The following is a 12,715-nucleotide window of genomic DNA, read 5'->3' as shown; positions in this document are numbered from 1 at the left end:
TCCAATAAGCGACTTCCAATAAACAATATATAGATCGAAATGGTCTAGTTCGTCTATATATTGCACCTTGGAGCGATTGGAATCGAATTTTGCAAAATCCTGATGTATATCTGCTGGTTAAAATCAAAGTCATGGGGGTATTGAATATGCCCAGAAAAAAGAAGCCCGTTATAGAATATCGACACTACAGCTTGCCCATAAATTTCCCTGTCTTGCTATTAAGCGGTGAACGTTGGAAGATTTCAGATATTAAAAGTGAACATCTCCATTTCCATAACCATTTGGAGATTGGTATATGCTATTCAGATAGCGGCAACATGGAGATCAAAGGAGAATCAATACCCTTCAAAGCCGGCGATGTGACCTTCATCCCCAGGTATCTTCCTCATACCACATACAGTTCACCAAATACATCCAGCCTTTGGTCTTATATCTTTTTTTCGCCAGAGGACCTCTTTCAACATTCATTTAAAAGTGCTTACAGCAACTTCGAGCCAAATTTGTGGGTGGTGAAGGGAAAAAACTGTATATTGGATAAGGAGCAGTATCCCAAGGTTTATACACTTGCGACTTCAATCGTAGAGGAATTAAAACAGCAGAATCCTTACTATCAGGAAAGTGCCTACGGCTTATTGCTATCCCTTTACATAGAACTCCTTAGAATTCATTCCAGGAATGAACTGTTGGCAGATCAAGAAACAGAGCATAGCCTGAAAAGCGATTTTGTCATTTCTCCGGTTCTGGAGTACATCACGAAAAACTATATGAACCCCATTACCATGGATTTTTTGGCCGATCTGTGCCATTTAAGTACAACTCATTTCCGAAGAAAATTCCATGAAATTATGGGGACGTCGCCTCTCGATTTCCTAAACAGCACCCGAATCGAAGAGGCTTGCAAGCAGTTAAAAAGCACGGAGGATTCTATTCTTTCGATCTCCGAACAAGTCGGTTTTCACTCCATTTCCAGCTTCAATCGTTGCTTCTCCAGGCTTATGGGAAAGCCGCCAAAAGAATGGCGTAAAGGGGCACAATCCGAAGCGCAATCTGCGAAAGCGTCTATACTGGAGTTTACGGGGTGGGTTTAGCATAACAGCAGAAATAAACTCGATAAAACGAATTCAATATTCTGGATATCAAACTAGCCATTTTCTGCTTTATATGATTAATCACATTTTGCAATGTATCTAGAAAAGCATAAAATTCAAATCTTTTAACAACTCCATTCCAGCAAGCCCCGTTGTATAGCCATCTTTGACCTTGAAAATTAATTTATGTAATAGCCAAGTGCCTAAAAATAAACGTAATGATGAAATCGGTGAATCTCACAATATGACAACAGATGTTATATTATACTTTGGTTGAAGTTAAGCAAAGGAGATGCTTATAATGAATCAAGAACCAAATCAGCAATTAGGTGAGATTATTGAACAGTTCATACATTCATTTATAGCAGAAAATAATAACATTCGATCTCAAAAAGTAATCAACATTGCAGATGAGGATACGATAGCTCATTTAAAGGAAATTGGTTTTCCCAAAAAAGGAAGACCAGTAAAAGAGGTAGTCGATGAAATGAGGAAAAACGTCTATCCTCACCAAACCTTCATGCAACACCCTCGCTTTTTCGCATTGGTTCCTGGTCCAATGTCTCTTTACTCGTGGTTAGGAGATATCATGACCAGCGCCTATAATACCCATACCGGAAGCTGGATGCTGAGTTCGAGCGCAAGCCTTTTAGAGGGGGAAGTGATCCGGTGGATGTGTGACCAAGCAGGATATCCCAATACTGCTGGAGGCATATTTCTGTCGGGCGGATCGCTGTCGAATTTGACTGCTTTAGCGGCTGCACGCAATGCAAGGTTATCCGAGCAGGAATATGCCATTGGAACTGCTTATGTTTCAGATCAAACTCATTCATCGGTCGCCAAAGGGTTACGCATCCTCGGATTCCGCAGTGATCAAATCAGGAAGGTTCCAAGTGATACAAATTTTCGTATGGATGTTTCAGCCTTAGAAAAAAAAATAATGGATGATCAAGCGGCTGGGATGAAGCCTTTTGCAATCATTGCCACGGCAGGCACAACCAATACGGGAAGCATTGACCCATTAAACGAAATTGCTGACCTATGTGAAAAACATAATATTTGGTTACACGTGGATGGAGCTTACGGTGCGTCGATTTTGGCTTCTTCGAAATATAAGTCTCTTTTGAGCGGGATATCGCGTTCAGATAGTATCACCTGGGATGCACACAAATGGCTAATGCAGACCTATTCCTGTAGCGTGGTTTTAGCCAAAGAAAAGCAGCACCTCGAAAATTGCTTCAGCACACATCCAGAGTATTTGAAAGATGCCGAGACTGATGAAGAACATATGAATTATTGGGATCTGGGTCCTGAGTTGACCCGGCCTGCTCGAAGTTTGAAACTATGGGTGACACTGCAAGCTTTAGGAACGGATGCTGTCAGTGAAGTTATAGAGCATGGAGTTCAACTCGCAGAATGGGCTGAAGATGAAATCAAAAAACATAATCATTGGGAGATTGTATGCCCCGCACAGTTAGCGATTGTTAATTTTCGATATGCGCCAACTGGGCTATCGGACCAAGAATTAGATTCACTCAACAAAAGGATCTCCCAAGAAATGGTGGCGAATGGATATGCCACTGTGCTTACGACACAACTCAATGGAAAAACTGTTCTCAGAATCTGTGCAATTCACCCAGACACTACGGAACATGAGATAAGAAATACAATTCAGCTTTTATCGAATATAGCAAGATCATTAAATGAGAAAAAAGTTTTTTTATGATGTTCAATTGTGAAAATGAAGTGCTACACTTTCTGTAAATAAACAAAAATGCTCAGCATCACGAAAATAAGAGGGGCACACCGGCCCTCTTTGCTGTTTTCCCAGACATCCAAATTATTTGCCATTGTGTAATGCAGTAACAATGAACAGCACCCAACCCTAAAACGACGTGCCCCCATCAATGGAAGTTGTTTATTTTCATAACGTACTACGCCGTAGTTCATAAAAATACTGCACACTGGGATGCTTTAGCTTCATCTTCTCGGTCATGTTTAATATTCGCTTTTTTCCAACTCGTCTGTCCACTAAAGCTAGAATATTCAATAAGATATCATTACTCTCTAAGCTGTCCTCTATAGAAGTAGTTAAAAACTTATTAGCTACAACATTAAAATTAGACTTGCTTAATGAGGCCTGTGCTGACAAAAGCTCCTTTGCATGTTCTGATATTTTTCTACCTCTTGCAATTACTTGTAGACGATCCTCCGGAACGTTCCCATTAGTATCTTTTCTGACCGCTTCAATTTCTTCATTGCTGATAGGAACTTCGATATTGGGATCATTCTTGATTTCCAACTCCGTCTGATACCATTTGATTGGACTAGTGATATCATTCATATTGAGTATGTTCTTCTTATCTACAGTTATATAACAAATTCCAGACTTATCAGGCAAATAACGGTAACTGGTCGCTCGGTATTCGACCCTTCCGTCTAACGCAGGACAGCGGAAGCTCTCCAGTTGTTGCTTCAATTTACTCCAGGACATATATCCTCCTATGTTTTCAATGCCTACTAACAGCCCGTGCCCCAACTTGGCAATTTAATTTTCACGTTCCTCTACCTCATCATGATCCTTGCTTCCAAACTCATCAAGCAATGTACGCACTTCACTTGTTGATTTGGCGTTCACTAAGCTGTTTCTGAGTTCACTTGCCCCTCGGAATCCACGGACATATATTTTGAAGAAGCGGGCGAGAGGGCTGAACGAACGTGGCTCCTGCGCTGAATAATGATCATGGAGATCTAGATGAAGCCGCAGCAATTCAAGTAATTCCTCACTGCTGTGTTCCTTCGGCTCCTTCTCAAACGCAAATGGATTCTGGAAAATACCACGCCCAATCATAATGCCATCCACTCCATATTGCTCAGCGAGCTTCAGGCCTGTCTGACGGTCCGGAATATCTCCGTTAATGGTCAGCAGTGTATCTGGTGCCACCTCATCACGAAGTTTCTTAATCTCCGGAATCAGTTCCCAGTGAGCGTCTACTTTGCTCATTTCCTCTCTGGTCCGCAGATGAATGGACAAATTCACAATGTCTTGTTTCAAAATATGGGTCAACCAGTCGCGCCATTCGTCTACGGTAGTGAAACCGAGCCTTGTTTTTACACTGACGGGCAGTCCCCCGGCTTTGGCGGCCTGAATGATATCCGCTGCGATTTCGGGACGGCAGATCAGGCCGCTTCCCTTCCCATTCTCGGCTACATTCGCTACAGGACAACCCATATTAATATCGATGCCTTTGAAGCCTTCTTTCGCCACACCGATGCTCATTTCACGGAAATATTCCGGCTTATCTCCCCAGATATGGGCCACCATGGGCTGTTCATCCTCTGTAAAAGTCAAACGCCCGCGTACACTTTTGTTCCCCTCCGGGTGACAATAACTCTCTGTATTCGCAAACTCCGTAAAAAACACATCCGGTCTGGCTGCTTCACTTACGACATGGCGAAACACAACATCCGTCACATCTTCCATCGGTGCCAGTATAAAAAAAGGTCGTGGCAAATCACGCCAAAAATTATTCGTCATATCAAAAACTCCTCTATAAATACCAGGACAAATCTTTGGTCCCAAAATGGTAAAGCTAACCTCTTCATGTCCTTGCTTCTTCTTCACATATAACATGTTTAAGCAACGTAGTTCAAACGGCAGTGTATGTTAAGCATAGACATCTAAATGAGTATATCATACTCAATTGAGGAGCATACTCCCCAAAAGACTCGCAAAAAAAGGAAGAGCTCCGCCCCTCCTTGCCATCTTCTATAACGTACTGCGCCGCAGTTCATAGAAATACTGCACGGCATAACTTCCCCCCAGCTTACGCCGTTCCCAAGCGAATGGCTTAAAAAAAGAGCCGAGGAATAATATCCTTGACCCTTTTCGTCAATTTCTACACATGAATACCCAAAATTTTCAGCTGTTCATTGATTTTGGCTTCAAGTTCAGCGATTTCTTGTTTATCTTGTTCTAAAAGCTTACTCACTTCGGCAAGGTCAATGACTTGCTCTTCTTCAAACGTATCCACGTAGCGAGGAATATTTAAGTTAAACTCGTTTTCTTTGATTTCTTCAAGTGATGCCACGTGAGCATATTTATCAACATCCACACGATTTCGGTACGTTTCGATAATCTTATTGATGTTTTTATCAGTAAGTTTGTTTTGATTTTTACCTTTATCAAATTCATTGCTTGCATCGATAAACAAGATGTCTTTTGTTTTACGATTTTTCTTGAATACTAAAACCGTAGTTGGGATGGATACGCCGTAAAACAAGTTGGCAGGTAAGCCTATAACGGTATCAAGGTAGTTTTTCTCAATGATCGTTTGGCGAATCGCACCTTCTGCTGCACCACGGAACAAGACACCATGCGGTAATACAATCGCCATTGTTCCAGTATCATTCAAATGATACAAGCTGTGTAAAATGAATGCATAATCCGCTTTAGTTCTAGGAGCGAGTTTACCATATTCCCTAAAACGTGGATCTTTGAGTTTCGTTTCGCTATTGTCCCAATGAGCAGAATAAGGAGGATTCGCAACCACGGCATCAAATGAGCGTGGGTGGTCAGTTCCTTGGGCATCTGGTCCATCAGGCCAATCACTTTCAAGTGTGTCAGCATTAGACAGAGTTATGTTATTAAATGAAACACCATGCATCATCAGATTCATACGGGCCAAGTTGTATGTTGTCGTATTCTTTTCTTGACCAAAAAATTTAATCGCCCCGGGTTTATTTCCACCAGGTAGCTCACCTTGAACCGTTAACAGCAATGACCCAGATCCACAAGTCGGGTCATACACCGAAAAAGTATGTTCCGATTCTTCTACACCGTCCGTTACGATTTTAGCCAATACTTTAGACACTTCATGGGGTGTGTAGAACTCTCCACCTTTTTTACCTGCACTTGCTGCAAATTGACCGATTAGGTATTCATAGATTGCGCCAAGAATATCCTTGTTATCTTCACCCTTGTATTCAATGCCATGAACAAGCTTTACAATTCGGTTAAGTGATTTTGCACGTTCATTGGTAGAAGAGCCTAGACGCGAGTCTCCAAGATTAATGTCGTTAAATACGCCACGAAAATCTTTCGCAGCTTCTTTATTTAATTCAGCGTTTCGATTGAAGTTATCAAAAATAGTTTGATAATCACTTGGAATCACCATGCTATTATCAATCTTATGAACTAAAGATTCCCAAGTATCAAGCGGTGCAATGGCATAGCCTAAACTTGCAGAAATATCTTCTAAGTAATCATTCAAATCGTCACCATTCGCTTGTTCTAAGTAGGCACTATTGATCGTTTCACCAACGGCAACATCAATAACATTATTTTTAACTAAGTACTGTTCTTGATGTTCTGACAGGTAACGATAAAACATAAAGGCTAAAATGTAGTTCTTATATTCTGCAGCATCCATGCTTCCACGAAGCTCATTTGCCATCGCCCACAGTTTTGTTGTGATGGTTTGTAGATTATTGCTCATATTGTTATTTTCCTCCTAGATAAACATCTGTTGTAGTAGTGCTTTCTTCTGCTCTTGCAAGTGTTCTAGCTTACGCTGATGAAGGGTGATGAGGTGGTCGACATTAGCAAACACTTTTCCAATTAGCGACTGTTCCTGCGCCGAAGTCGGAAAGCAAATGATTGTTTTGGCAAGATTCGTCCTACTTAGCGAAAGGACCTTGATTCCCTGCATGAGCGGTAATAATTGTTGATAATATGATGGTGAGTTCATATAGTATCCAAGATAGTTGGGCTGCATTTTCACCTTCGGTCTGCAAGCTATAGTGTGTAATCCTGATACTACAGGAATGTCAATAATTCCTGTTATTTCTGTAACTTTGCCAACCGTTTTATCCTCGGCAGCATCGGCAATCAGCACATCACCGTTTTGGAGAAGTTGGCTCTGATGATCGGAGACCTCAGCTCCTGTAATGAACGGTATCACATCTTTGCGGCAATCAGTAACGGCACCATATTTGACGAGAATATCGCCGTAATGGACACTCTTTATTTTGCCTTCGTCATAGTTTAAATCTGCTCTTGAAAAAGAGTTGTTCGGTATTGGGTCAAACACCAAATCAAACCTACGCTGTTTCCAAGCGTCAGTGAATCCAGGGAAACGAATTTCGGGAAAATCTTCGCCATTTTTCGGAAACATTTTTTGGAGCAACCCAGCCTTCAATTTTTTTACGTTATTTAACTTACGCTGATGAAGGGTGATGAGGTGGTCGAGTTGTTTGAAGAATGCGCTGATTTGAGCTTGTTCTGCAAAAGAGGGAACAAACGCAGACAGTGCTATAAGTTTATTAACTGCCAATCCCGGCTGTGCAGATTGACCCGAATATTGACCGAGATTCATCTCGCCTAAAAGATAAAATAAAAACCTTGTTTCGTTGTTTTTGTTACCTTTGACAGCAATAGCATGTTCCGTAAAATAGGCTTTTCCATAGGAGATATTCATGTTTCCGCAGAGTGCACCTTGCCTTCCGATAAGTGCATATAATCCATCGTGATTATAAGTGTTTGTGCATCCGCGAAGTCCATTACCACCAAACACAGGGTATCTGCCTTCATCCCTAATATCCTCTGATTTGATATTCTTTCCACTTTGGAACTCATCACATAGCTCCCCCAACCTACGATGTTCCCAAGCATCAGTAAATCCAGGAAACCTTAATTTAGGTACATTTTCTTTATGTTCGCTCATTTCTGCTCTCCCTGTATGGTCTTAATTACTCTATCAAAATCAGAAACTATTTTTTGATGCTTGTTGAATTCTTTATACTCGCCAATAGCCTTTTCCTTAGCTGCCTTTGTGAAATGTGCCCATTTCCATCCAAGATTTCATAGCGATTGAATGTTAAGAATATCATCAATGCTTTTCGCAATGTCCTGCATTCCCAATAAAACCTCATCTTCGAGCAGAATCCTTGCCAAAAACATGCTCACCTTGTTTCATACGTTCAACATCAATTTTAAAACCTTTTTGGATGTATTCTTTTAAGACATCCGTTGCCCATATACGGAACTTCGTTGCCTTTTGCGAATTTACACGATAGCCAACTGAAATAATGGCAACCAAGTGTAATATTTCACTGGCTTTGTTTGTGTTTTTCCTTCCATTGCACCGTGTTGAGTGGTATGTGCAATTTCTGCACTAACCACTTTTTCATCGGCATCATACATTAAAAATTGTATTTCGTTCATCACAATCTCCCATCTGCATCCCTTATTGAACAGTTTCAACCAGGTTAACTTTCTGCCAACTCATCCGCTAGCTCATAAATTGCGTCGCGCAAACCGTTGCGATATTTCATTCTAGCTAAAGACTGCACGCTCTCATCATGAGCCAGTGTCATGTAGTCAGAGCTGGCTTGAGCGATAATGTCACGAATTTGACCCGTATCATCCAAATCTTTCTCTCCGTAGCGATGACGACTAAACAGCTCTCGCATTTGAGCACTTGTGATAATATCTGTGATTCCCCACTTCACTCGGAAGTCAAGAAACCTTCGATCCAGGCTGACGTTGTTCGCTTGCTGGATAATATGTTCACTGTCACTCAGCTTCACAGGATACTTGAAGTCAGAGCCTGCAGGTGGGAAGTGACCTTTGATAATTGCAGTAGCTGCATTCATAATTTTAGTCGCATAGTTACGATCATCCAACCCATTCGCAAATTGGTTGATTTTTTCTTGCGTCTCTTTGGCCTCTTCATCTTTGCCTTCGTGGACTTCGTTCAATAATCGTTCCACGAGTTCAGTAAGATAATCATAGTCAACTCTAATATCCTTCACATGTGTCATCCGCAGTTCGATTTGATAGATAGGGATTTTCTTCTCTTTAGCAATATGTGACTTCAATTCATTCGTTAAAACGGTTGTTAACATTTTCTCTTGATCTGAAGTCATTCCCAGCTTCTCTATTAACTCATCTCGATCATCATAGTTAAATCCGACTTTTTCACCATCAACTTCATCGGAATCATATTGCTTTAATTTTGCCATCCCTCTGTTATATTCACGGAGCAGATCGAGCATCTCGTCCTTTTTCTTTTCAGATGGAGGCAACTGTTGAAAATCAGTCGTTAAGCTACCTAGCTTCCCCACCACTTCTTTCACTTCATTAAATACATCTTCAAATGGTTTGGCAATGATACCATCTTTCTGATTAGATTCACGTTGATCTTCTTCAGACAGAATGGCTGAGTCTTTATTCGCATAAACGGCAAGCGCTTTATTCATCAACTTCTCATTTTGCGCAGGCCATCGGTAATTTACCACACGCCCCCATGGCTTCTCTTGCATATCTGCAATACGATTCGTTCTTGAATAAGCTTGAATTAACCCCGCGCCTTTTAAGGTTCGATCCACATAAAGCGTGTTAAGTTCAGGTGCATCAAAACCAGTCAATAATTGGTCAACCACAATAACCAAATCGAGGAAATTTCGATCGGTGACCGATTTATTTAATCGCGAAGTCACGTCTTGGGTATAGCCAGAAACATCATCCATTCCAAAAGATGTGCCAAATTCAGCATTATAAGCTGTCATGGCATAGTGCAAACCTTGATTCGTAGCAAGCATACTATCATTGTTTGACGTGTTTTGACTAAATGTCACCGCAACTTTTAATGTTTGTCCGCCATTCATCTTATTTTCTTCGTTGATACGTTGAAACTCCTTAAAATACATCATTGCCATTGGCGTACTTGCTTTACCACCACCCACATGAGTTGTGAACAAAGCATTATACTTGCCTTCGTTAGAACGATTACGCCAATTTTTGAAAATGTCTTGCACTACTAATTTGATATGATCCAAATTTTCATCGTAGAAACTGGGTTCAACAGCATCATCCATATCTTCCTGGGAGAGATTGTTGATTTTCTCTTGAATTCGTTCTTCATTCCAGTTGGGATAGCGTTCACGGTAGAACGCAGGAAGATATTGTTCTTTCATTTGTTTTTCGTCAATTGTTGTCTCAAAATCCACCTTGAATCCTAACACATTACGGTCAGCAATCGCTTCACGAATGGTATATGCATGTAATAGTGGACCAAAAATATCTTCTGTTCGAAGACCAGTGGTCGTTTCATCAAACATCGGTGTCCCCGTATAGCCTACCCAAGCAGATTTCTTAAAAGCTTTTTGGATATTCTTGAATGAGTCACCACCAGTTGAACGATGGGCTTCGTCCACGATAAATACGATATTCTTATCTGGAGCTTGAAAGGTTTTGCGTTTCACCAAGGTATCTAGTTTTTGAACCGAAGTAACAATAATGCTATTGTCTTTACTTTTAAGCTTGCGACTCAAATCAGTCGTATTGTCTGTGTTTTGAACGCTACCAAATGTGTCTTCTGTCGCATCAGGATCATAGGCTTTGTAATTTTCATTGGTTTGCTTGGTTAAAGCAATTCTATCCACAACAAAGACAACCTTGTCCACCTTCGGCATACGACTTGCCAGCCATGCCGTTTTGAAGCTTGTGATCGTTTTACCAGATCCCGTTGTGTGCCAGATATAACCGATTTTATTGGTACCAAGTTCAAAATCTGAACGTTTCAAGCCCTCGATCACATTTTGTGTCGCATACACTTGATACGGACGCATCACTTTCAACGTTTGTTTGTTCTTTGTTCCGTCCAAAATCATGTAGTTAGTAGCCATTTGATGCGCCATTGGAATCGAAAGCATAGAATCAGCAAATTCTTTCCAGTTACGCACGATGGTATTGTCGCTCTTGCGTTGCCAGTTAAAAGCAAAATCCTTATTAAATTTATCTGCCGTCGTATTCGCCATATACTTCACATTATTTGGTGTCATTGCCACCAAAATTTGCAAGGTTGAGAAAATATCACGATACTGATGATCTGCAGCATATTGCTGCATCTGATTGAGCGCTTCATCGACATTACGCGTATCACGCTTTTCTTCAATTTGAATGATTGGTAAACCATTAATTAAGAGAGTTGTGTCAAAACGACATTCTCCTTTTCCTGTGATCACTGATGGTCGTTTGATTTGATTGACCACTTGATAAACGGTATCTCCAGCCCCTATTTGTTTTTGATCAAATACAGTAAGAAACACATGACGTCCATCATCTAAATCTATTTCGATTTGCGAAACCCCATTTAAACCATATAAGAACTGCCCTGCTTCATAGGGGGTCTGAATATCAGAGATAATTTTCTTAACTTGATTAAATTCCACAACACTTAAAGGATGGTCAAGCGTATTCTGATTGTGTTGTTCCAGGATCGCCTTGAAATTATTCCAGAGTTGTTCTGTAGATTTAATATGCGGTTCGTATTTCCATAATTTTGTTTTCACTATGTAGCCAGCACTTGATTCTTTGATATCAAAGTTACTCGTTCCTTCAGGATGTTCTTGTTCTACAATTGTGCGACTCGTCAGGTATTGAATTAATTCTGTTTCAAATTGATTCTCGGTCATTTATTGATTGCCCCCCTAAGCTTTTCTAATACTATGGTAGTTTCCAAATTTGCCGCTCTAATTTTCAATGCTTCTAGTCGCAATTGGTTGAAATAGAGTTCACCGATCATCCGCTGTTTTTCTATTGTTGGCAGATCTGGTAGCTCAAGCTCTTTCACTTGTTTCAGTGTGTATTTTAGAACTTGAGACCCCTGCAGCCCCATTTGAAACTGTTTCTTAATGAATTTATCTTCATTAAGTAAGTAAACAAGATATTTTGAATCAACCTTTTCATTAGTTACTAATTTAACGTAGTTTTGCGTGTATAGATATCCCTGATGCTCCACACCAACTATAGTAGATTTTCCCGATATCAAACTAAAAACAATATCCCCTTGACATAGCGTACTGACCTTATCCAAGGTTCGTACTTGTTTGCTGTCACTACCATTTGAATCAATACCAACCAAATCATCTTCAATATCTTGTTGTCCATAATAGGTGTAAAGTGGTGCATTATCATCAACCACTTCTATAATCCTAAATTGCGGTGAACCACTCACGAACTCTACTATACTATCTAATCTCTTCATATAAATTTGTGCCTTTCTTAAATTAACTTTTATCGTTGTTGCTTGTATCTTATAAGATTGTTTCCGAAAATGCAAGCAATGATTTTATTAATTTAAAAAAATTACGTTTTTTTATGTAGAAATCATAGTGATAGTAAATTTTATATAGAAAAAGTTGCCTACCCCGTTAAAGAGCAAACAACTTTTTGTTTTCGTATCCAATATTAAATTACTTAAAAATGCTTTAAGGCATTCTTAATCACATCTACCTTATTGGTATCATGTGTTTTGCGTGAAAGCGATACAGCCGCCTCCACAAGTCTCTACCTGTAATGACAATTGTTGCTCCGTTGCTGTATATGCCAATACACCTAAACTATTAGTCTTTCCTGACCAATAGTGAACAACACTCCACATGTGTCGAGACTGCGAAAGGGATATATTCCTTTTTATTATATATATTACCTATAATATCAAAAACCATTCCTTCTCACAACACTCCTTTTTCTAGATGATGCCCGTTCTCCCTTCACTTCTATCGATCCCACTAGTTCCATATGAGCCTATATTTAATTTACCCGAAACCTTAATCACAAT

10 protein-coding genes are annotated in these 12,715 nt (G+C 40.2%); 2 read left to right on the top strand and 8 right to left on the bottom strand.

The genetic code is table 11. From position 1 onward, the window contains the following. The first annotated feature begins 146 nt into the window (after positions 1-146). Both AOU00_RS17095 and AOU00_RS17090 read left to right on the top strand, forming a co-directional pair. Complete coding sequence (locus AOU00_RS17095; protein ID WP_069292069.1) at positions 147-1,088, top strand: AraC family transcriptional regulator; 942 nt, start codon at positions 147-149, stop codon at positions 1,086-1,088. 301 nt (positions 1,089-1,389) lie between these two features. After that, positions 1,390-2,814: a pyridoxal phosphate-dependent decarboxylase family protein gene (locus tag AOU00_RS17090; protein WP_237166200.1), complete on the top strand. Its 1,425-nt coding sequence runs from the start codon at positions 1,390-1,392 to the stop codon at positions 2,812-2,814. Between the two features lie 198 nt (positions 2,815-3,012). On the opposite strand, the gene AOU00_RS17085 is transcribed toward AOU00_RS17090, so the two are convergent. The 8 genes from AOU00_RS17085 to AOU00_RS17060 all read right to left on the bottom strand — a co-directional run bounded on the left by AOU00_RS17085 (position 3,013) and on the right by AOU00_RS17060 (position 12,109). Next, entirely contained in the window at positions 3,013-3,582 is a 570-nt protein-coding gene (locus tag AOU00_RS17085; protein WP_069291151.1) for an SF0329 family protein, read from the bottom strand. 54 nt (positions 3,583-3,636) lie between these two features. Then, positions 3,637-4,626 carry a tRNA dihydrouridine synthase gene (locus tag AOU00_RS17080; protein ID WP_069291150.1) on the bottom strand — a complete coding sequence of 330 codons (990 nt, stop codon included), beginning with the start codon at positions 4,624-4,626 and terminating at the stop codon, positions 3,637-3,639. A gap of 361 nt (positions 4,627-4,987) precedes the next feature. Beyond that, positions 4,988-6,586: a type I restriction-modification system subunit M gene (locus tag AOU00_RS17075; RefSeq protein WP_069291149.1), complete on the bottom strand. Its 1,599-nt coding sequence runs from the start codon at positions 6,584-6,586 to the stop codon at positions 4,988-4,990. A 15-nt stretch (positions 6,587-6,601) separates the two neighbouring features. Then, a complete protein-coding gene (locus AOU00_RS17070) occupies positions 6,602-7,813 on the bottom strand; it encodes a restriction endonuclease subunit S (protein ID WP_081330723.1) in 1,212 nt (403 codons plus the stop codon). A 204-nt stretch (positions 7,814-8,017) separates the two neighbouring features. Beyond that, on the bottom strand, positions 8,018-8,188 hold the full coding sequence (gene rhuM / locus AOU00_RS27710; protein ID WP_420488430.1) for a RhuM family protein: 171 nt from the start codon (positions 8,186-8,188) through the stop codon (positions 8,018-8,020). Beyond that, positions 8,155-8,313, bottom strand: a complete 159-nt coding sequence (locus AOU00_RS27140; RefSeq protein WP_172828297.1) for a hypothetical protein — start codon at positions 8,311-8,313, stop codon at positions 8,155-8,157. Before AOU00_RS27140 ends, rhuM begins: the two co-directional genes overlap by 34 nt. 44 nt (positions 8,314-8,357) lie before the next feature. Next, positions 8,358-11,567, bottom strand: coding sequence for a type I restriction endonuclease subunit R (locus AOU00_RS17065; RefSeq protein WP_069291148.1), 3,210 nt, complete (start codon positions 11,565-11,567; stop codon positions 8,358-8,360). Then, the gene (locus AOU00_RS17060) at positions 11,564-12,109 is read right to left on the bottom strand and encodes a restriction endonuclease subunit S domain-containing protein (RefSeq protein ID WP_237166199.1); all 546 of its coding nucleotides are present in this window, start codon (positions 12,107-12,109) and stop codon (positions 11,564-11,566) included. Before AOU00_RS17060 ends, AOU00_RS17065 begins: the two co-directional genes overlap by 4 nt. Positions 12,110-12,715: the final 606 nt, after the last annotated feature.

It is taken from the genome of Paenibacillus polymyxa (assembly GCF_001719045.1).
Classification (GTDB): domain Bacteria; phylum Bacillota; class Bacilli; order Paenibacillales; family Paenibacillaceae; genus Paenibacillus; species Paenibacillus polymyxa_B.
This window is presented reverse-complemented; position numbering and strand designations above follow the sequence as displayed.

Bases quoted from the DNA above. Each gene is read 5' to 3' on its own strand.
- AOU00_RS17095 (WP_069292069.1), top strand. From the start codon at position 147: ATGCCCAGAAAAAAGAAGCCCGTTATAGAATATCGACACTACAGCTTG.
- AOU00_RS17090 (WP_237166200.1), top strand. From the start codon at position 1,390: ATGAATCAAGAACCAAATCAGCAATTAGGTGAGATTATTGAACAGTTC.
- AOU00_RS17085 (WP_069291151.1), bottom strand. From the start codon at position 3,582: ATGTCCTGGAGTAAATTGAAGCAACAACTGGAGAGCTTCCGCTGTCCT.
- AOU00_RS17080 (WP_069291150.1), bottom strand. From the start codon at position 4,626: ATGACGAATAATTTTTGGCGTGATTTGCCACGACCTTTTTTTATACTG.
- AOU00_RS17075 (WP_069291149.1), bottom strand. From the start codon at position 6,586: ATGAGCAATAATCTACAAACCATCACAACAAAACTGTGGGCGATGGCA.
- AOU00_RS17070 (WP_081330723.1), bottom strand. From the start codon at position 7,813: ATGAGCGAACATAAAGAAAATGTACCTAAATTAAGGTTTCCTGGATTT.
- AOU00_RS27140 (WP_172828297.1), bottom strand. From the start codon at position 8,313: ATGAACGAAATACAATTTTTAATGTATGATGCCGATGAAAAAGTGGTT.
- AOU00_RS17065 (WP_069291148.1), bottom strand. From the start codon at position 11,567: ATGACCGAGAATCAATTTGAAACAGAATTAATTCAATACCTGACGAGT.